General features: G+C 72.3%; 17 protein-coding genes. 11 read left to right on the top strand and 6 right to left on the bottom strand.

Going from position 1 to position 18,929, the window contains the following annotated elements; all coding sequences use genetic code 11:
* Positions 1–174: 174 nt before the first annotated feature.
* Together JOL79_RS03140 and JOL79_RS03135 are read left to right on the top strand one after the other, a co-directional pair.
* Positions 175–972: an NAD-dependent epimerase/dehydratase family protein gene (locus JOL79_RS03140; protein ID WP_210154049.1), complete on the top strand. Its 798-nt coding sequence runs from the start codon at positions 175–177 to the stop codon at positions 970–972.
* A 1-nt stretch (position 973) separates the two neighbouring features.
* Positions 974–2,431 carry an aldehyde dehydrogenase (NADP(+)) gene (locus JOL79_RS03135; RefSeq protein ID WP_210154048.1) on the top strand — a complete coding sequence of 486 codons (1,458 nt, stop codon included), beginning with the start codon at positions 974–976 and terminating at the stop codon, positions 2,429–2,431.
* An 84-nt stretch (positions 2,432–2,515) separates the two neighbouring features.
* Here JOL79_RS03135 and JOL79_RS03130 read toward each other — a convergent pair whose 3' ends face one another.
* Positions 2,516–3,808: a pectate lyase family protein gene (locus tag JOL79_RS03130; protein ID WP_210154047.1), complete on the bottom strand. Its 1,293-nt coding sequence runs from the start codon at positions 3,806–3,808 to the stop codon at positions 2,516–2,518.
* Positions 3,809–4,061: 253 nt separating this feature from the next.
* Here JOL79_RS03130 and JOL79_RS03125 point away from each other — a divergent pair, with 253 nt between their 5' ends.
* From JOL79_RS03125 to JOL79_RS03105, 5 genes are all read left to right on the top strand, one after another.
* Complete coding sequence (locus tag JOL79_RS03125) at positions 4,062–4,919, top strand: carbohydrate ABC transporter permease (RefSeq protein ID WP_210154202.1); 858 nt, start codon at positions 4,062–4,064, stop codon at positions 4,917–4,919.
* The gene (locus tag JOL79_RS03120) at positions 4,916–5,752 is read left to right on the top strand and encodes a carbohydrate ABC transporter permease (protein WP_307848276.1); all 837 of its coding nucleotides are present in this window, start codon (positions 4,916–4,918) and stop codon (positions 5,750–5,752) included. Before JOL79_RS03125 ends, JOL79_RS03120 begins: the two co-directional genes overlap by 4 nt.
* Positions 5,753–5,770: 18 nt before the next feature.
* Positions 5,771–7,060, top strand: a complete 1,290-nt coding sequence (locus JOL79_RS03115; RefSeq protein WP_210154046.1) for an ABC transporter substrate-binding protein — start codon at positions 5,771–5,773, stop codon at positions 7,058–7,060.
* A gap of 97 nt (positions 7,061–7,157) precedes the next feature.
* Complete coding sequence (locus JOL79_RS03110; RefSeq protein ID WP_210154045.1) at positions 7,158–8,321, top strand: enolase C-terminal domain-like protein; 1,164 nt, start codon at positions 7,158–7,160, stop codon at positions 8,319–8,321.
* A gap of 30 nt (positions 8,322–8,351) precedes the next feature.
* Complete coding sequence (locus JOL79_RS03105) at positions 8,352–9,125, top strand: IclR family transcriptional regulator (protein ID WP_210154044.1); 774 nt, start codon at positions 8,352–8,354, stop codon at positions 9,123–9,125.
* An 81-nt stretch (positions 9,126–9,206) separates the two neighbouring features.
* On the opposite strand, the gene JOL79_RS03100 is transcribed toward JOL79_RS03105, so the two are convergent.
* From JOL79_RS03100 to JOL79_RS03090, 3 genes are all read right to left on the bottom strand, one after another.
* The gene (locus tag JOL79_RS03100; protein WP_210154043.1) at positions 9,207–9,503 is read right to left on the bottom strand and encodes a helix-turn-helix domain-containing protein; all 297 of its coding nucleotides are present in this window, start codon (positions 9,501–9,503) and stop codon (positions 9,207–9,209) included.
* Positions 9,504–9,618: 115 nt separating this feature from the next.
* The gene (locus JOL79_RS03095; RefSeq protein ID WP_210154042.1) at positions 9,619–10,287 is read right to left on the bottom strand and encodes a response regulator transcription factor; all 669 of its coding nucleotides are present in this window, start codon (positions 10,285–10,287) and stop codon (positions 9,619–9,621) included.
* Complete coding sequence (locus JOL79_RS03090) at positions 10,254–11,666, bottom strand: sensor histidine kinase (RefSeq protein WP_210154041.1); 1,413 nt, start codon at positions 11,664–11,666, stop codon at positions 10,254–10,256. The genes JOL79_RS03095 and JOL79_RS03090 overlap by 34 nt, the downstream gene beginning before the upstream one ends.
* Before the next feature lie 914 nt (positions 11,667–12,580).
* On the opposite strand from JOL79_RS03090, the gene JOL79_RS03085 reads away from it, so the two are divergent.
* From JOL79_RS03085 to JOL79_RS03070, 4 genes are read left to right on the top strand one after another with little or no spacing between them, the layout of a single operon-like run.
* Positions 12,581–13,963: an MATE family efflux transporter gene (locus JOL79_RS03085; RefSeq protein ID WP_210154040.1), complete on the top strand. Its 1,383-nt coding sequence runs from the start codon at positions 12,581–12,583 to the stop codon at positions 13,961–13,963.
* A gap of 14 nt (positions 13,964–13,977) precedes the next feature.
* Positions 13,978–15,108, top strand: a complete 1,131-nt coding sequence (locus tag JOL79_RS03080; protein WP_210154039.1) for a hypothetical protein — start codon at positions 13,978–13,980, stop codon at positions 15,106–15,108.
* Positions 15,086–15,760 carry a hypothetical protein gene (locus JOL79_RS03075; RefSeq protein ID WP_210154038.1) on the top strand — a complete coding sequence of 225 codons (675 nt, stop codon included), beginning with the start codon at positions 15,086–15,088 and terminating at the stop codon, positions 15,758–15,760. Before JOL79_RS03080 ends, JOL79_RS03075 begins: the two co-directional genes overlap by 23 nt.
* Entirely contained in the window at positions 15,757–17,139 is a 1,383-nt protein-coding gene (locus JOL79_RS03070) for a condensation domain-containing protein (RefSeq protein ID WP_210154037.1), read from the top strand. Before JOL79_RS03075 ends, JOL79_RS03070 begins: the two co-directional genes overlap by 4 nt.
* A 51-nt stretch (positions 17,140–17,190) precedes the next feature.
* On the opposite strand, the gene JOL79_RS03065 is transcribed toward JOL79_RS03070, so the two are convergent.
* Positions 17,191–17,847 (bottom strand): helix-turn-helix transcriptional regulator, encoded by a 657-nt coding sequence (locus JOL79_RS03065; RefSeq protein WP_210154036.1) that lies wholly within the window; start codon positions 17,845–17,847, stop codon positions 17,191–17,193.
* A gap of 33 nt (positions 17,848–17,880) precedes the next feature.
* Positions 17,881–18,834 carry an inositol monophosphatase family protein gene (locus JOL79_RS03060; protein ID WP_210154035.1) on the bottom strand — a complete coding sequence of 318 codons (954 nt, stop codon included), beginning with the start codon at positions 18,832–18,834 and terminating at the stop codon, positions 17,881–17,883.
* Positions 18,835–18,929 lie beyond the last annotated feature (95 nt).

Raw genomic sequence — 18,929 nt, 5'->3', positions numbered from 1 at the left:
CGGCCACTGTAAAAATCGGTCGGAACGGTGTCAAGGTCTGCCTGGACAACCCCAAAGCGGGCACGGGTCGGCGGAGACACCGGAGGCACCATCAGAGCGATCAACAGATGATCACCACGAGCGCTGACGGCGCACCGGCCGGCGTCGGCCCGGCCGGAGTCCGAGGGGAGACATATGCGTATTCTCATGACCGGCGCGGCGGGCGGTGTGGGCACCCTGCTCCGGCCCCGGCTCGCCCGCGAGGGGCGCGTGCTGCGCCTGCTCGACCTGGTCCCGATCGAGGCCGGGCCGGGTGAGGAGGCGCTCGCGGCCGATCTGACCGACCCGGACGCGATGGCCAAGGCGGTGGACGGAGTGGACGCGATCCTCCACCTCGGCGGGCACAGCGTCGAGCGCCCGTGGCAGCAGATCCTCGACGCCAACATCAACGGCACCTACGTCGTGCTGGAGGCCGCGCGGCGCGCGGGCGTGCGGCACGTCGTGCTGGCCAGCAGCAACCACGCCGTCGGCTTCCAGCCGAGGACGGACGAGGTGCCCGACTATCTGTTCCCACGACCCGACACCTACTACGGCGTGAGCAAGGTCGCCAAGGAGGCGCTCGGCTCGCTCTACCACGACCGGTACGGCATGGCGGTGACCTGCCTGCGCATCGGCTCGTGCTTCGAGCGGCCGAGGGACGCCCGGATGCTGTCGACCTGGCTGTCGCCGGACGACTGCGCGCGGCTGGTGGAGGCCGCGATCGCCGCCGAGGGCTTCCACGTGGTGTGGGGCGTGTCGGCCAACACCCGCCGCTGGTGGTCCCTCGACGAGGGACGCGCCATCGGCTTCGAGCCGCGCGACGACGCGGAGGCGTACGCCGCGGAGGTGCTCGGCGACGACGAGCCCGATCTGTCGGCGCTGCCCCACTCGCACGTCGGCGGCAGGTTCTGCGAACCGCGCTACGACGCGGACAACCTGACCCGGGAGAGCTGAGATGAGCGGTGACGTCAACGTCAACGTCAACGTCAACGTCAACGTCGACGGAGCGGTCGAGCGGGCGGCGGCCGCCGCGGCGGGGTGGCGCGCGACCCCGGCCGAGGAGCGCGCGCGGGTGCTTGAGGGCGTCGGCGACGCGCTGCTGAAGCACGCCGAGGAACTGTGGCCGGTCGCCCACGACGAGACCCACCTCGGCGAGGTGCGGCTGCGCGGCGAGATCGCCCGCACCGCCGCGCAGTTCCGGCTGTTCGCCGAGGTGCTCAGGGACGGCGCCTACCTCGACGCCGTCGTCGATCACCCCGACCCGGGCGCGACCCCGCCCCGCCCGGACGTGCGACGGGTCAACCAGCCGATCGGCGTCGTCGGCGTCTTCTCGGCCAGCAACTTCCCGTTCGCCTTCTCCGTGGGCGGCGGCGACACCGTGTCGGCGCTCGCGGCCGGCTGCGCCGTCGTCGTCAAGGCCCACGAGGGTCACCCCGCGACGTCCGACCTGACCGCCTCGGTCATCCGGCGGGCCCTGCCCGACCCCGGCCTGCTCGGCCTGGTCCACGGCTTCGAGGCGGGCGGCGAACTGGTCCGGCATCCCCTGGTGTCCGCGGTCGGATTCACCGGGTCGCTCGCGGGCGGCCGGGCGATCCAGCGGATCATCGACGAGCGTCCCGATCCCATCCCCTTCTACGGCGAGCTCGGCAGCGTCAACCCCGTCGTCGTCCTGCCGTCGGCCGATCCGGCCGCGGTCGCCGAGGGCTTCGCCGCGTCGCTGACCCTCGGCGTCGGGCAGTTCTGCACCAACCCCGGGCTGGTCTTCGTGCCCGAGGACGGCGGCTTCGACACCGCGATCGGCGCGGCCGTGGCGCGGACCGCCGGCGGCCGGATGCTGACCGCGAAGATCCGTGAGGGTTACCTGCGGGGCGTCGCACGGCTGGACGGCCGGGTGGAGACCGGCGCCGTCACCGCGCTGGCCGAGGGCGACGCGGGCCCGGCCGGCGACGCCGTCGCGCCCCGGGTGTTCACCGCCGGGCTGGAGACGTTCGCGGACGGCCTGCCGGAGCTGGGCGAGGAGTGTTTCGGCCCGGCCGCCATCGTGGTGCGATACCGCGACCCGGCGAGCCTGCCCGCCGTCCTTGACCGGCTGCCGGGGTCGCTGACCGCCACCGTCCACGCGACGTCCCCGGACGAGGCCCGCGACCTGGTGCCGTCCCTGCGGCGGCTCGCCGGGCGGCTCGTCTGGAACGGCTGGCCGACCGGTGTCGCCGTCTGCTGGGCCATGCACCACGGCGGCCCGTGGCCGGCCACCACCGCCCCCGCGTACACCTCGGTCGGGACGGCGTCGATCAGGCGCTGGCTCACCCCCGTGGCCTACCAGGACTGGCCGGACGAGCTGCTCCCGCCGGAGCTGCGGGAGGACAACCCGCTCGGCGTGCCCCGCCGGGTCGACGGCAGGCTCGTCGTCTGAGCCCGGGGCCGTTCGGCGTGCCTCGGGGGTGCACGCCGTACGGCACCCGAATCGTCAGGAGGCCTGTCGTCAGGAGCGCTGCCTTCAGGAGGCCTTGCCGGCTCCGGCGTGCCGGGACACCTCGCGCGGGACGGACGCGGCCGGGTCGACGGCGGTGTGCAGGGTGGGGGTCCATCCGGCGTCCGCCCCGAGGTCCGGGTCGTGAGCGGCGTTGTAGACGGAGACCAGGTCGATCGGGCTCACCTTCCCGCCGACGCGCAGCAGGTTGCCGGTGGACGTGAGGGCCGTGCCGCCCCAGTCGTGGAGCAGGCCCGCCGGGTCGACGGCGCGGCTGACCCGGAAGAAGTTCTCCTGCGCGTAGATCTGCGACTGGACGCCGACGCCGAGCGCGTAGACGAAGGCCGAGGCGTCCGGGATCTCGTAGTAGTTGTCGTAGACGTGCACCTTGCCGAACCGCACCCGGGGCAGCCGCTGGAGCGTGTTCACGAAGTGGTTGTGGTGCACGGTCACGCTGAGCTTGCCCGCGTCGGTCGCCGGGTTGTTCGTCGAGCCGATCAGCATGGTCTTGTCGTGGTCGGCGAACCGGTTCCACGACACGGTGACCAGGTCTGACCCGCTGGTGATGTCGGCCTCCCCGTCGTGCACCTGGTAGGGCCGGCCGAAGTACTCGGGCTGGCCGGAGTCGGGGTTGTCCCCGTCGTCGAACGTGTTGTGGTCGATCCACACGTGGGTCGAGCCGGTGACCGAGATGTTGTCGTAGAGCGAGTTCCAGTTGCCCTCGTCGCCGTCGGTCGGATCCCACTGCGGGAAGCAGTCCGCCGCGTCCTGGAAGTGGATGTCGCGGATGATGACGTTGTCCGCCTTGTCCACGTGCAGGTTGATGTGCCGGATGACGGCGCCGGGCAGCCCGACGATCGTGGTGTCCGACGGCACCTTGAGCTTCATGTACGCCGTCTGGGCGGCCGCCGAGGCGGCGCGGGCGTCCTCGACCGGCCCCGACGGCTCGGCGTCCCGGCCCCACACCGCGGGGTCGTACGCGGCCAGATAGCCCGCCAGCGTGTAACCCCCCGTGGCGAAGTCGGCGCAGGTCTTGTCCACGTCGATGACGCCCCTGACGTAGATGATGCGGGGGCCGGGGGAGGCGAGGGCCGCGGCGAGCCCGGCCCGGTCGGTCACCACGTGGACGTTGGCGGCGGGGGCCGCGGAGCCGCCGGTCGTGCCGGTGCCGGCCGAGGCCCAGCCGTCACCGGCGGGCAGCGTCTGGCGGCCGAGGTCGGGCCGTCCGGTGGAGGCGGCCCGCGCCGGTGCGGCGAGGGGTACGACGAGGGCCGCCGCGAGCGCGAGCGCGGCCGGCAGTGCGAGGGAGGCTGTGCGCATGTTCGTCTCCTCGGCTAATCCGACATGCTTCTGAATCGCATCCACAAACGTGAACATGCGGACCGTACGGCGGCGGTGCCGCCGGGTCAAGGTGTGAGCCGGCGGCTCGCCTCAGGCCCCTTCGGCCGGATTTATTGCGATACGGACACGGCTCATTGACAGCGGGTCAAGCGGGCACCACCGTGGACGTGTCCACGTTTGTGAACGAAGTTCAGAAATGTGATAACTCCGGGAGGTGCGCCGGTTGGCGACGATGCGCCGCAAGGCGGTGCCGTACCTGCTGATATCCCCGACGGTCGCGCTCATCGCCGCGTTTCTCGTCTACCCCATCGGCAGCGTCGCGTACTACAGCCTGCAGAACCGCAACCTCACCCGGCCGTGGGCCGACGGCTTCGCCGGGCTGGAGAACTTCCGCCGGATGCTCTTCGAGGACGAGCTGTTCTGGCACAGCCTGGGCTTCACCGCCAAATGGGTGATCGTCGAGGTGGGCCTGCAACTGCTCCTCGGCCTGGCGCTGGCGCTCATCGTCAATGAATCGTTCATCGGGCGGGCGCTCGCCCGGTCGCTCGTCTTCTCCCCGTGGGCCGTCTCCGGCGTGCTGACGACCGGCATCTGGATCCTGCTCTACACGCCCGGGACGGGCGTCCTGCGGTTCCTCGGGCGGCCGGAGGCGGCCGTTCTCGGCAATCCGGACACGGTGTTCCCCGCCGTGATCGTGGCGGAGCTGTGGCGCGGGGTGCCGTTCTTCGCGATCCTGCTGCTCGCCGGCCTGCAGGGCATCCCCGGCGAGCTGTACGAGGCGGCGTCGGTCGACGGCGCCGGGCGGCTGCGCCGGTTCCGCCACGTCACCCTGCCGCAGTTACGCGACGCGATCGTGCTGGCGACCCTGCTGCGCTCGGTGTGGGAGTTCAACAACGTGGACCTGCTCTACACGCTGACCGGCGGCGGGCCGGCGCAGGTCACCACGACCCTGCCGCTCTACGTCGCCCAGCGGGCGGTCGACTCCAAGGACTTCGGCTACGGCTCCGCGCTGACGATGGCCGGATTCGTGATCCTGCTGTTCTGCTCGATCCTCTATCTGCGGCTCAGCCGGTTCGGGGCACAGCGGTGAGCGCCCCGCGATCGGCCGCGCCCGGCCGCCGCGGCCGCGTGCTGCGGCTCTACGCGCCCCTCGGGCTCTATCTGCTCTTCACGATCGTGCCGTTCTACTGGATGCTCGTCTTCGCGCTGACCCCGGCCGGGTCGACCGCCCCGGTGCCGTGGCCGGTCACGTTCGACCACTTCGCGACCGTGTGGAACGGCCTGGGCTACGCGGTGTTCTTCCGCAACAGCGTGATCGTCGGCGTGTGGTCGCTGGCGGTCACCACCGTGCTCGCGGTCATGGGCGGATACGCCCTCGCGCGGTACCGGTTCCGCGGGCGGACGCTGTTCATGGTCGTACTGCTGTGCACGCAGTTCATCCCCGGCGCGATGATGCTCATCCCGCTCTTCACGATCTTCAAGTCGCTGCACCTGATCAACAGTCTGGGCAGCCTGATCGTGGCCGACACCGTCTTCAACCTGCCGCTGTCGATCATCTTGATGAGCGGCTTCGTCTCCGCCGTCCCGTTCTCCGTGGAGGAGGCCGCGATGGTCGACGGCTGCACCCGGCCGCGCGCGTTCCTGGCCGTCGTGCTGCCGCAGCTTCGGCCCGGCCTGATCGCCGTCGGGTCGTTCGCGTTCATCCACACGTGGAACAACTTCCTGTTCGCGCTGATGTTCGTCAGCCGCCAGGACAGCTTCACGATCCCCGTCGGGCTCAGCTACACGATCGGGGAGTACAGCGCCGACTTCGGGGCGCTCGCGGCGGGCGGCGTCGTGGCCGCCCTGCCGGTGGTCTGCGTGTTCGCAGTGGTCCAGCGCTATCTCGTCCGCGGCATCAGCGCAGGCGCCGTGAAGGGATAGCACCCCCCAGGAGGAAGCATGAAGATCAGAACGGCCTGGGCGGCGTTCGCCGTCCTCGCCCTCGCCGCCGGGGGCTGCGGCTCCGGCTCGGGCTCCGACGACGGGTCGGGCAAGACGACGATCACGTTCTGGGACAACAACGGGGGCGCCCGCACTCCGGTCTACCAGGAGCTGATCAAGCGATTCGAGCAGGCCAACCCGACGATCCACGTCGAGTACGTCGGCGTGCCCATCGCCTCGGTGCAGCAGAAGTACGACACGGCCGTCGCGGGCGGCGACACCCCCGACGTCGGCGGGGTGACGACCTCCTACCTGGCCAACCTCGTCGGCCAGCAGGCGCTCGAACCGGCCGACGACTGGCTGGCCAAGAGCCCGGTGAACGGCAAGCTGGCCAAACCCATGCTCGACTCGGTCCGCGCGACCGTGCCGGACGGCAAGCTCTACCTGGTGCCCAACACGTCCAACATGGACGTGGTCTGGTATCTGAAGGACCTGCTGCCCACGCCGCCCGGCACGTGGGACGAGTTCTTCACCGACGCCGACACGCTCACCAAGGCCCCCGACCAGTACGGCTACACGATCCGCGGCGGAGCCGGGTCGATCTTCCAGGTCCTGGCCGAGATGTACTCCTACTCCGGCATCTCCGAGTTCTTCGACGCCACCGGCAAGAGCACGGTGAACGACCCGAAGAACGTGGAGTTCCTGACCAAGATGGCGTCCCTGTACAAGAAGGACACCCCCGAGGCGGACGTCACCAACGACTTCCCCAAGATGGTCGCCCAGTTCGGCACCGGCAAGATCGCTATGATGCATCACAACCTCGGGTCGTACAACGACCATGTCAAGGCGCACGGCGCGGACAAGATCGGCGCCTTCGCCCTGCCGGCAGGGCCGTCGGGCAAGCGCACGATCGTGGCCAACCCGGTGGACGGCTTCGCCGTCTTCAAGAACAGCGCGCACAAGGACGCCGCCTGGAAGTTCGTCGAGTTCCTCGTCTCCAAGGAGAGCAACAGCTACTGGAACTCGAAGACCGGCCAGATCCCGGCGAACACCGAGGCGCAGACCGACTCGTGGGTGGCCGCCCTGCCCCACCTCAAGACGGCCGTCGACACCCTCGCCGACCCCGGCACGACGGTCGTGTCGCCGCCCTACTACCTGCCGCAGTTCTCCTCCATCACCAAGGCCGACACCGAGCCGCTCTTCCAGAAGGTGCTGCTCGGCCAGATGAAGCCGCAGGCGTTCCTCGACACGCTCGCGCAGAAGCTGACCGACGCCCAGGCCGAGTGGAAGAAGGCGCACGGCGGGTGACCGCGGGCCGGGCCGGTGCGTACCTGACCACGCACCGGCCCTCCACGGAACAGGGACCCGGGGGACGTAGACCCGGCGAACGAGGGAGGGAGTGAGCATGGCGGTCGTCGAACGCGTCGCCGTGACGGTGTTCACCACGGTGACGAGGTCGGTGGTCGACGGGCACGGGCACCGGCACCCCGGCCCGCCCCGCGAGGTGCGGGAGGCCCTGCTGTCGATCACGGACGGCGACGGGGCCACCGGACACTGTCTCACCGGTCCCGACACGGTCCGCGAGACCGTGGTCGGCGGTTACCTCGGTCCCGCGCTCCTCGGCCAGGACGCGACGGACCGGGAGCGGCTGTGGCACCGGGTCGCCCGGCGGCAGCGCGGGGCACAGGGGAACCTGTCCGACCGGGCACTGAGCGCCGCCGACCAGGCGCTGTGGGACCTGATGGGGCGGAAGCTGGGGTTGCCCGTGTGGAAGCTGCTCGGCGGCGCCCGCGACCGGATCCCCGCCTACGCGAGCACGATGTGCGGCGACGACATCCCGGGCGGGCTGGCCACCCCGGACGACTACGCCGCGTTCGCCAAGGAACTGGTGTCCCGCGGCTACCGGGGGATCAAGCTGCACACCTGGATGCCTCCCCAGCGGTACGGCGTGGCCAGGGACATCGAGGCCTGTACAGCGGTGCGCGAGGCGGTCGGACCGGACGTGGCGCTCATGCTCGACAGCAACCACTGGTATTCCAGGTCGGAGGCGCTGGCACTGGGCCGGGCCCTCGACGAGCTGCGCTTCGCCTGGTACGAGGAGCCGATGGAGGAGGCGTCGGTCCAGTCGTACCGGTGGCTGGCCGACCAGCTGGAGACGCCGATCCTGGGCCCGGAGACCTCATGGGGCAAGCACATGGCGCGGGCCGAGTGGGTGGCCGCCGGCGCGTGCGACATCCTGCGGGTCGGGGTGGTCGGCTCCGGGGGGATCGTGCCCGCGCTCAAGGCCGTCCACCTGGCCGAGTCGTTCGGGATGGACTGCGAGATCCACGGGAACGGCTCCGGGGCCCTCGCGGTCATCGGGGCCACCCTGTGCGGCCGTTGGTACGAGCGCGGCCTGCTGCATCCCCACTCCGACTACGACAGCCCACCGCCCCACCTGCGCTCGATCGTCGACCCGCTCGTGGACGGGGAGGTCCGCCTGCCGGCGGCCCCGGGGCTCGGCGACGACCTGGACCACGAATACATCGCGGCCCATGCGGTCGCCTCCTGGGAATCGGCCCCACAATAGGAGGCGGACGTGGGGGTCAGGGAGGTACGGATGGCTGAGCCGGTGCCGCATGTGAAGTCGGCGCTGCGGACGGTCGAGTTGCTCGACTTCTTCGCGCAGCACCCGGGCCTGCACAGCCTCACCGATCTGCAGGGCAGGCTCGGCTATCCCAAGAGCAGCCTGCACGCGCTGCTGCGCACGCTGGTCGACCTGGGCTGGATCGAGACCGACGTCACGGGCACGCTCTACCGGATCGGCATGCGGGCCCTGCTCGTCGGCGCCACGTACATCGACGGCGACCCGGTCGTCCAGCTCGCCCGGGACGCGCTCGACTGGCTGGCCGAGGCGACGGGGGAGACCGTCCACCTGGCCAGGCTCGACCACTTCGACGTGGTCTACCTGGCCACCCGGGCCTCCCGCCACTACCTGCGCCCGTTCTCCCGGGTGGGCCGCCGCCTCCCGGCGAACTCGACCTCGCTGGGCAAGGCGATCCTCGCCACGAGGGACGACGACGAGGTGCTCGCCCTGCTCCCCGCCGACCTGCCGTCCCTGACCCGGCACACGATCGCCGAACCCGGGCAGCTCCTGGCGGATCTGCGGCGGGTCCGCAAGCGCGGTCACGCCGTCGACCGCGAGGAGAACACCGAGGGCCTGCGCTGCTTCGGCGTGGCGTTGCGGACGACCGACCCGCCGCGCGACGCGATCAGCTGCTCGGTGCCCATCTCGCGGCTGACCGCGGAGCGGGAGAAGGACATCGTCGCCTGCCTGCTGGAGGCCCGCGACCGGATCGAGCGGTCGGCGGTGCGGCAGCGCCGCGCGTACTGACCGGTCGATCACCGAGCGGGCCCTTACCGGCCGCGCATTACCGGCCGGGCATCACCGGGCGGGCGATTGTCAGGCGGGCGATCAGGCCCGGCCCGGCGCCGCGAGCAGGATGCCGAGTTCGAGGCGGCTGCGCGCCCCGACCATCGACATGATGCGGGCGACGTGACGCTGGACGGTGCGCGAGGAGATGTCGAGCCGCTTGCCGACCGCCTCGTCGGTGAAGCCCGAGGCGAGCAGCAGGATGACCTCCCGCTGCGTCTCACTGATCTGGCCGCGTTTGAGGCACGCGTCCAGGCGCGCCGCGATCTGGACCTGGCCCCCGTGCGCCGGCCGTGGGTGGTGTGTCAGTCGATGGACCTCTAACGGCTGAACCGTCATCTCGCTTCCCCCTACGAGATCGTTCGTTTATGTCGCCCAGCGTAGGGAAGCGGTGATCGAGGCAGCATCGGGAAAAGTCCGTTGGATACGGGGGATTTTCCCTATAGTCGACTGATCACGGAAAGTGACCGGGGGAGTGGCCGGACGAGAGAAACGCCAGCACGGCGAGGACGCGCCGGTGCAACCCGTCGGCGGCGGGGATGTCCAGCCGGTCGAGCAGGCTGGTCACGTGCGTCTCCACCGTCTTCCTGCTCAGGTTGAGGCGCTGCCCGATGGCCTGGTTCGTCAGGCCCTCGGCCATGAGGGCGAGGACCTCCCGTTCCCTGGGGGTGAGCCGGTGGAGGGACGTCGTCGTCCGCTGACGGGACATGAGCGCCTCGACGATCGCCGGGTCGATGACCGCCTCCCCATCGTTGATCCGCAGCAGTGCCTGGACCAGGTCGCCGGGGTCGAGCAGCCGTTCCTTCAGCAGGTAGCCCGACCGGCCGCGGCCCTCGTTTATCAGGTCGAGCGCGTACTCCGCCTCCAGGTGCAGCGACAGGAGCAGGACGCCGACCTCCGGCAGCTCCGCCTGGATCTTCCGCGCCATCACCAGCCCCTCGTCCGTGTACGTCGGAGGCATCCGGATGTCCATGATGACCGCGTCGGGGCGGTGTCTGCGGACGTCCGCGAGCAGCGTGGAGACGTCGCCCATGGCGGCGACGACCTCGATGTCCGACTCCCTGAGCAGCGCCGAGACGCCCACCCGGATCAGTGCTGTGTCGTCGGCGATGATGACACGCACGGGATCACCGCCTTTATCGTGGTGCCGGCCCCCTCCGGGCTGAGCACCTCGAGGGTCCCGCCGATGGCGGCGACCCGCTCCGTCAGACCGGTCAGGCCGCCGCCGGGCGTCAGCCGGGCACCGCCGGCGCCGTCGTCGCCGATGACGAGCTCCAGCTCGGATCCGTTGACGTGGTGAAGAGAGAGGCTCGCCGACTGGGCCGAGGCGTGCTTGGTGACGTTCGCCAGAGCCTCCGCGGCCACGAAGTAGACCGTCTCCGCGACGCGCTGCGGGACGGCGCCCTCCTGTTCGGCGTCGACCGTGACGGGAACGGGGGAGGCGGCGGCCAGCCGTTCCAGCGCCCGGGGCAGTCCGCGCGCCCGCAGGTCGCCGGCGCCCTCACCCACCGCGAGCCGGCGCAGGTCCTCCAGCGCCTGGCGCAGCTCCTCTGCCGCCGCGTCCAGTGAGCGGCCGACCTCGGGCTCGGCCACGCTGGTGCGCGCGAGCCGTACGGCGATGGCGGCCTTGAGCATCCTGAGCTGGGCGCCGTCGTGCAGGTCGCGCTGAATCTCGCGGAGCGCGGCGGCGGTGTGGGCCTGCGCGGCCAGCCGCAGGTTCTCCCGTTCGGCCCTGGCGTGCTCCAGCCAGGTGTGCAGGGTGCCGGCGAGGAACGCGGGGGGCGCCATCACCAGGAGCGAGACGCCCGTCGCGTTGAACAGCACGCGCAACTCGTCGACCGCCTCCGGGCCGAGGACGGCGGGGGAGGCCGACTCCGCGGCGATGAGGGCGGCGCACAGGATTGTGATCACACGCACCGGCCACATGCCCCGGGGCCCGGCCCGGCGCGCGGGCGACGCGACGACGGCCAGGACGAGCGCCGCCAGGACGACGATGTGGACGTGGGCCGCCACCCGGACCCACGACGAGAACAGCTCGGGCTGGAGCGACACGCAGGTCAGGCACGGCTCGTCGGCCCCACGGTCACCGAGCAGGTAGTCGGGCACCAGTGTCAGCGGAAGGAGCCGGCCGACGACGACGCAGGCCAGCTCCCAGCGGGAGCGGCCCTGGCGGAGGGGTGCGGAGAACGCCTCCACGAGCAGGAGGAGCGGCAGCACCCGGACCGCGGTCGACACGGGGTGCGGCACGGCGGGCAGGAACGCCAGGCCGCGGAGCGTCCAGGACAGTCCGAGGAGCAGGAAGATCAGGCCGATGCGGCGGCCGAACGGCTGCAGGATCAGGACGACGGCACAGGCCACCCCCGACCATCCCAGGACGAGGATCGTCGCCGGGAACGTGGTGCTGTCGGGGTGGGGACCCATGACCACGACAAGGGTGCCGAGCACGGTGCCGACCAGTGTTCCCGCGACCAGCAGCGGGCCGCTCCACCGGGGAGCGGACATGAGAAATCTGGGGATGTCTAGCCGCGATGCTCCCCCCGTCTGAGCATCCAGCATCAACCGACCTCCTCGCTTTGTCCAGGTCCGGCGGGAGGGTCGCGCCTACCACCGGAAACGAGCAGTGAGGTACATATTTATGATCTTGACGTGGATGTCGAATCCCCCTGTACGACGATGCGTTATCCTATCTTTTGGTCAACCCCCTGTCATCCTGCCTTCCCAATCCCATTTGGCGGCAATTGCAGGGTAAGTCGCCAGTGGGCTGGATTTCCTCCGGTTTTGTGGTGAATCGGGCGGCTTTGGATGGGCTGTGGCGGCAGGTGCTCCGGCTCCAGCCGGGACCGCACCGCGTCGCGTACGCCCTTGTCATGGCCGACCTCCCGCATTCGGGCCGTGCCGGCGAGCCGCCCCGGGACGCGGTGCCGTGGCGGGAAGCCCGAGTCCGGCATCGGCGCGGGCGCCGTTCCCGCCGGGCGGCGGCCCCTCCGGGAAAGGACCGCGCGGAATGGCCGCGCGCCGGTATGTGATTGCCGGGAATTTCGCGGAGTCTGGTATTCCCCCGCCGATTTTCCGGTGGCAATCACCGATATCTCCGAGGCGTCCCGCCCTGTCCCGTAGCGCCCTTCACGCTCCATTTCGTGCCGTTTCCCGCCGTATGATCCCGCGTCATAACGGCGCCGGAATCGCCGGGAGGCCCCGTTTGCTTCCTGATTCGAGCTCCACGCCTCTGACGTCCGGTTCTGGGCCGGTCATTCGTCCGGACGCGCTTTCCGCGATCTGGTACCGGAATTTATCCGACGGTCCACGCGCCATGCAGCCGTCTCAACGGGCATAGCCGTTCAGGCAGATGGCAGGGATTTGGCGCGAACTCTAGTGTCGAAGCGTATTTCTCCGCATTCGAACCGGAAGGGGGCCCCGTGACGGAGGTCACTCGTGAGTCCGTACGGCCCGAGCCCGCCGGAGCCGCGCCGCCCTGGGGCGGGCGGCGGGAGATCGTCCGCCTTGCGGCGCCCATCGTGCTGGGGGAGGCCGTCGGCGTCGTCGTCCCACTGATCGTGATGGCCCTGCTCGGCCGGATCGATGAGGAGGCCCTCTACGTCCGGTCGCTCTACATGCCGCTGGCATTTCTGTTCACCGCGCTCCAGATGGGTTTCGACGTCAGCAACCAGGTCGCCGCCGCGCTGAGCCAGGGCAGGGAACGGCCCCAGGACGTGGTGCCGGTCGCGGCGAGCATGGGCCGCGCGGGAGCGGTGGTCTGGGGGGCGGTGACCCTGCTCGTCATGGTCGCCGCCCAGCCGCTGGCCGCGTTGCTCGAGGTCGCGCCCGAGGCGACCGGGGAGTTCGTGTCGTTCCTCCGCTGGGTCTGCCTGGCGAACCTGCTGTTCCTGCCGACCTCGCTCGTCGCGTCCAGCCTGCGCGGGTACGGCCGGCCCAGGGCGGCCGCCGCCATCATCCTCATCGGGGCGACGGTCGAGATCGGCGGCGTCGCGCTGCTCGGCTTCGGCACCGGCCTCGGCGTACTCGCGCTGCCCGTCGCCATGGCGGCAGGCGGCACCGCGGCCCTGGCGTTCGGCACTGCCGCGCTGGTCAGAACACCCCTCTGGCGGGAGCGCGGCCCGCTCACCTGGCGGCCGGAGGCCGTCGAGCACCTCACCGGGGTCGGGCTGCCCGTCGCCGTGTCGTTCCTGGTCATCGCGGTGAGCAACCTCGGCCTGCTGTGGGTGCTCGGGCCGTTCGGCCCGCACGTCGTGTCCGGCTTCGCCGCGGCGGCGACGCTGGAGAGCCTGATCCTGGTGCCCGCCACGGCCCTGGGCTCGGCGACCGCGATCATCATGAACCGGCTGCGCGGAGCCGGGCGGCACGACCTGCTGCCCCGCGTGCTGACGGCCGGGCTGGCGGTGTCCCTGGTCGCGTACGCGGTGCTCGCCCTGGCGGTGTGGCTGCCCCGCGAGCCGCTCGCGACCCTGCTCACGGGCAGCCCTCCGGTGGCCGCCGAGACGGCGAGCTTCCTCGGGATCGTCGGCCTGACCTACGCCTGCATGGGCCTGACGGTCATGACGATCATCGCGATCGAGCAGATCGGGGGCGGGTTCATCGCCCTGCTGCTCAACGTGCCGTACTTCCTGGGCACCGTGGCCGTCGGCTGGCTGGTCGCCAGATCGCTCGGCGCGCACGGCCTCTACGACACCATCGCCGTCCTGAACGTCATGGGCGTGGTGACCGCGCCCGCCGTCGCCTGGCTGTTCGTCCGGCGGGCGGCCGGACGCGGCGACGACGCCGAGGCACCCGCTCCGGCCTGAGGAGGCAGACGAAGATGGCGGACGACATCCGCGTCAGCATCGCGATCATGCATCACCCGGCCCGCGCCGCGATCGTCGGCGACCTCGTGCGCGCCTGCGCGCCGCTGGCCGCCCGGGTCGTGCCCGACCCGGAGCCCGACGGGATCCGCAGCCCGCTGCGCACGGCCAAGCGGGCCTGGGCCGCGGTCGGCGAGGACGCCACCCACCACCTGGTCCTGCAGGACGACGCCGAGACGTGCACCGGGTTCGCCGGCCAGCTCCTGCGGGCCGTCGCCGAACGGCCCGCGCACGCGGTGGCGCTCTACTCGGACTGGAACAGCCCGCAGAACTCCTACCTGATCCGGCGGGCCGCGGCCGTCGGCGCCGCCTGGGCCCCGCTCTCGCCCGCGGACTGGGCGCCCGCTGTCGGCTTCCTCCTGCCCGCGGGCGCCGCCCGCGAGCTGGCCGCCTTCCTCGCCCCCATCCCGGACGAGGTAGTCGACGACGACGAGATGATGGCGCTGTTCTGCCGCGAGCGCGGCATCCCCATGGTGGCCACGGTGCCCCATCTCGTGGAGAAGCGGCGAGTCCCGACGCTGACCGGCCATCACGCGCCCTACCACGCCACGGTGTTCGCGGGCGGCCGCCCGCCCGGGCCGGGTCACTGGGCCCGCCATCCGCGGACGGACGCCGCGCTCGCGGCCGGGTTCCACGGCCGGGGGCCCCGGGAGTTCGTCGTGGAGATCCGCGACTCCCTGTGCTTCCTGCGGCTGACCCGGCCGGGCACCGGGGAACCCCCGGGTCACGAGTTCGGCTGGTACTGGCACGACTGGTGCGCGCTCGTGGGCGCGGACCCGTCCCAGGTGATCGACGAGGCCCGGGAGCACGCCGCCGGGCTGCCCGGACGGCTGGCGGACGAGGTCTGGGCGGCGGGTTTCCTGCTCGGCCACGACGTGGCGGGCATCGGGCCGGACGGCGGCTCCGACTGGCTGAGGGGAGCGCTCGCCACCTGGGTCGAGTCGGGGCTGCGCCCCGCCGACCTGGCGGCGCTCGGCACGGGCGGGCGTGACGTCCTCGTGGACGTCTGCGTGACGGCGGTGGCGCGCGGCAGGGCCCGCGCCGAGGCGGAGAGGAGACTGCCCCATGGGCGTGTCGCGGTCGGATGAGGCCGTGGTCGAACGGATGGCGTTGAGGGAGGCCGCGGTCAGCCTTCTCGTGGCGCCCGACCAGCCGCCCGGGGTGGTGCGGCCGCCCGCGCCCGACGTCGAGGTGCGGGTGGTCGCCTGCCCGGCGTGCGGGGCCGGAGCGAGTGCCGGCGAGGGCACGGCGGAGGGCACGGCGGAGAGCGCGGGGGACCGGGCCGGCGGGAGCGCCGGGGAGCCCGACGTTCCGTTCGCGCACTGGACGACGGCGCCGGCCGGGAGCCCGCCCACCGGCCTGCCGGTCCTGCGGATGCTCGGCTGCGAGTGGCTGACGCCGCGCGCGGTGCTGCCGCTGGCCGTCGCGGTCGAGCGCGAGCCGGGCCGTGCCGCCTGGGCCTTCCGGACCAGGGGCGTGGCCAGGGTGGACGGGTACGACACCCTGCCGGCCCTCGACGAGTCGGAACGGTGGGCCGACCTGGTGGTGCGCGGGGCCGGCCTGGCGCCCCTGGCCGGCGCGGAGCTGACGCTGCCCGCCGTGACCCGCTCCCGGTGGGGCTCCCCGGAGCCGCTCTTCGCCGGGCCGCACGCCCCCGCCGAGCTGGCCGGGCTCGGCGGGCTCTATCTCGCCGTCCGGCTGCGGGCGGTCGAACGGGCACTGGACGAGGGGGCGGCATGACCGGGCTGAGCTGGCACAAGGTGCACTTCTCCGGCGGGCGGTCCGTCTCGGGCCTCGCGACGTGGGGACAGCGCCAGGTGTGGCGCGACATGAGCCGGATGCCCTCCGGCAGCGCCTACAACAACACCCACCCGGTGCTGGTGCCCGAGGGGGTCACGCTCGACGACGTGCTCGACCTGGTCGCCGAGCTGACCGCCAGGCACGAGGCGCTGCGCACGCTCTTCGAGGACGACGGGACGGGCGGGCCGGTCCAGCGGGTCCAGGCCGAGGGCGAGGTCATGGCCGGCGTCTGGGAGGACCCGGCCGGCTCCCTCGTGGACGCGGCGCGCGAACTGGACAGGCAGCTTGAGGAGACGGTCTTCGACCACGCCGCCGAGACGCCGTTCCGGGTCGCCGTGATCGCCCCGGGCGGGACGCCGCGGGTGATCATGCTGTGCGTCACCCACCTCGCGGCCGACCTGCTGAGCACCCGCCTGGTCGCGGCGGAGCTCGACGCCATGCTGCGGGCGCGGGCGGCGGGCGCGCCCCCGCCGCCGCCCGCGCCCGCGTCCGAGCCGGTCGACGTCGCGGCCGTCGAACGGTCGCCGCGCGGGCAGCGGATGGAGCGGTCGGCACTGGCCTATCTGCGCGAGCAGTTCACCGCGTTCCCGGCGGCGAACCTCGGGTGGCCGGCCGGTCCGCCCCAGCCGGAGCGGTACTGGCGTGGCGGTCTGCGGTCGGCGGCGGCGGCCTCGGCGCTCCGCACGCTCGCCGCGCGGTTCCGGGTGGGCTCCTCGACGGTGGCGCTGGCGGCGACGGCGGCCCTGCTCGGGCACCTGGCCGGACGGCGCGAGTGCGGGTTCCTGCTCATCGCGGGCAACCGCGTCTCCGCCGACCTGCGCGCCGCCGTCGGCACCCTCACCCAGGACGTGCCGGCGCTCGTCGACGTGTCGGGTCCGTCGTTCTCCGATGTCGTCCGGGCGGCGTGGTCGTCGTCCATGCGGGCGTACCGGCACGGCAGGTTCGACCCGGAACGGGCCTGGGAGGTGATCGGGGAGGTCGGGGCCGCGCGCGGGGCCGAGCCCGAGCTGCGCTGCTTCTTCAACGACATGCGGGTCGCGGCCGACGCGCCCGGCGCGCCGGAGTCCGGCGACGAGTCGGAGTTCGAATGGGAGTCCGCCGTCTCCGACGACGACGTGACCTTCTTCCTGGAGATCGGCGACGTGTTCGGCCGGCCGGGGGTGATGCGGCTGACGCTGCTCGCCGACACCGCCTTCCTGCCGCCGCCGGTCATCGAGGGGTTCCTGCGGGGACTCGAACGGCTGCTGGTCGAGCTGGTCTCCGGCGACCTGCCGCTGGCCGAGCTGTCCCGGGTGACGGGGCTGGAACCGCGGGCATGACCCCGTCCGGCCCGGCCGGCCGCTCCAGCCTGCCCGGAGCGGCCGCCGGGCTCAGGCGTACTCGATGAGGCCCACCTTGATGGCGGTCACCACCGCGGTCGTCCGGTTGGGCGAGTCCAGCTTGAGCAGGACGCTCGCGACCAGCCGCTTGGCGCCGTGCTCCGAGATGGACAGGCGGCGGGCGATCTGCTTGTTGCTCAGCCCGTCCGCCAGCAGGGAGAGCGTCGCGTTCTCCCTGGCGGTGAGGCTGACGGCCCGCCGCGCGGCCGGGCCGGCCTGCGGCACGGACGCGTGCGCGAGCAGCCCGCGGGCCAGGCGGGCCGGGATCGGCATCTCGCCCGCCGTCATCCGCCGGATGGCGTCGCCCAGCGATCCCGCGGTCAGCTCCTGCTGGATCACGAAACCGTCCACGTCGAGAGAGGCGGCGAACGAGGGATCGCCGAGCTGGGAGTCGTCGAGCAGCATGAGGACCTTGACGCGGTCGCCGGCCACCGGGGAGGGCGGGGCGGCCGTGATCACGATGTCCGCCGTGCCCCCGGCCACGACGAGGTCGAGGTCGTCCGGGGTGGCGCAGTGCTCGACGCGTCCGATGAAGGGGAGCTGGCGCAGGACGGTCTCCAGACCGCGGCGGAGGATCTCGTTGCCCGCGAAAATGGCGACGTTCACCGGTGCGGTCCGGGTCGCCTGTTCGAACGAGGTCGATGTCATAACCGCATCAAAGACCGCGATCCAGGCACGCCGCTAGCGATCTGTCGCGTTCCGGACAGCGAGGTGGGCGGCCCCGGCGAGGGAGGCCGCGAGCCGCCGTCCGGCCTCCTCGAAGCCGGGTCCCCACGCGACGAAACCGGTGCGCCGGTCGGTCCCCGGCTCGCCCGGGACGCCGGCGAACCCGCCACCCGCCGCCTCCACCAGGACCCGGCCGGCCGCCACGTCCCACACGAAGACGTCGGCGTTGGCGGCCAGGTCGGCCCGTCCCGCTGCCACGTGGGCGAGGGCCAGCGCCGACGACCCGATCCTGCGCACGTCGGCGGTCTCCAGCAGCTCGGCGAACAACGCGAACTCGGCGGGGTCGCGCAGGCCGGCCGTGGGGATGTCGGTGAGCACCATCGGCAGCGGGTCGGGCCCGTGGCCCGCGCGCGCCGGGGGCTCGCCGTTCATCCGCAGCACGCCGCCCGCCGCGGTGAACAGCTCGCCGCGGACCGGGTCGTACACCACGCCGCCGGCCCACCGCCCCGCCACCCGCACCCCGATGGAGACGGCGAACATGCCGAGACCGCGGGCGAAGTTGTGGGTGCCGTCGACGGGATCGACATACCAGCGCACGTCGTGGCCCGCGGCCTCCTCCGCGGCCTCCTCCGTGGCGTCCCCGCCGTCACCCGCGCCGCCGGCGCCGCCGGCGCCGCCGGTCCCGCCGCTCTCGCCCTGCTCCTCGCCGACGACGACGCCGCCGGGACAGGCGGCGGACAGCGCCGCGCGGATGAGCGTCTCCGCGCGCCCGTCGGCGACCGTGACCACGTCGTGGCGCGCGCCCTTGCTCGTGGTGGCGCTGCCGGAGCCGTAACGGCCGGTCAGATATGTCCCGGCCTGTACGGCGGCCGCCGCGGCGATCTCGACGAGACGCCCGGCGTCGGCACCGGAGCCGGTTGAGCCGCTTGAGCCGGGGGAACCGGCGTCGGCCCTGGAAGTGGAAGACACCACCTCACGGTATTCGCCGGGCCGCCGCCCCGAACGGGCTCTTTCGGGTATGTCCGGCGGTCTAGGCCAACCGTCCGCCCGTTCGAGGCTTACGA

Source organism: Microbispora oryzae (genome assembly GCF_017896165.1).
GTDB lineage: Bacteria > Actinomycetota > Actinomycetes > Streptosporangiales > Streptosporangiaceae > Microbispora > Microbispora oryzae.
This window is presented reverse-complemented; position numbering and strand designations above follow the sequence as displayed.

What these genes read in the sequence shown, in the direction of transcription:
- JOL79_RS03140 (WP_210154049.1), top strand. Translation starts at nt 175, where the DNA reads ATGCGTATTCTCATGACCGGCGCGGCGGGCGGTGTGGGCACCCTGCTC.
- JOL79_RS03135 (WP_210154048.1), top strand. Translation starts at nt 974, where the DNA reads ATGAGCGGTGACGTCAACGTCAACGTCAACGTCAACGTCAACGTCGAC.
- JOL79_RS03130 (WP_210154047.1), bottom strand. Translation starts at nt 3,808, where the DNA reads ATGCGCACAGCCTCCCTCGCACTGCCGGCCGCGCTCGCGCTCGCGGCG.
- JOL79_RS03125 (WP_210154202.1), top strand. Translation starts at nt 4,062, where the DNA reads ATGCGCCGCAAGGCGGTGCCGTACCTGCTGATATCCCCGACGGTCGCG.
- JOL79_RS03115 (WP_210154046.1), top strand. Translation starts at nt 5,771, where the DNA reads ATGAAGATCAGAACGGCCTGGGCGGCGTTCGCCGTCCTCGCCCTCGCC.
- JOL79_RS03110 (WP_210154045.1), top strand. Translation starts at nt 7,158, where the DNA reads ATGGCGGTCGTCGAACGCGTCGCCGTGACGGTGTTCACCACGGTGACG.
- JOL79_RS03105 (WP_210154044.1), top strand. Translation starts at nt 8,352, where the DNA reads ATGGCTGAGCCGGTGCCGCATGTGAAGTCGGCGCTGCGGACGGTCGAG.
- JOL79_RS03100 (WP_210154043.1), bottom strand. Translation starts at nt 9,503, where the DNA reads ATGACGGTTCAGCCGTTAGAGGTCCATCGACTGACACACCACCCACGG.
- JOL79_RS03090 (WP_210154041.1), bottom strand. Translation starts at nt 11,666, where the DNA reads ATGTCCGCTCCCCGGTGGAGCGGCCCGCTGCTGGTCGCGGGAACACTG.
- JOL79_RS03080 (WP_210154039.1), top strand. Translation starts at nt 13,978, where the DNA reads ATGGCGGACGACATCCGCGTCAGCATCGCGATCATGCATCACCCGGCC.
- JOL79_RS03075 (WP_210154038.1), top strand. Translation starts at nt 15,086, where the DNA reads ATGGGCGTGTCGCGGTCGGATGAGGCCGTGGTCGAACGGATGGCGTTG.
- JOL79_RS03070 (WP_210154037.1), top strand. Translation starts at nt 15,757, where the DNA reads ATGACCGGGCTGAGCTGGCACAAGGTGCACTTCTCCGGCGGGCGGTCC.
- JOL79_RS03065 (WP_210154036.1), bottom strand. Translation starts at nt 17,847, where the DNA reads ATGACATCGACCTCGTTCGAACAGGCGACCCGGACCGCACCGGTGAAC.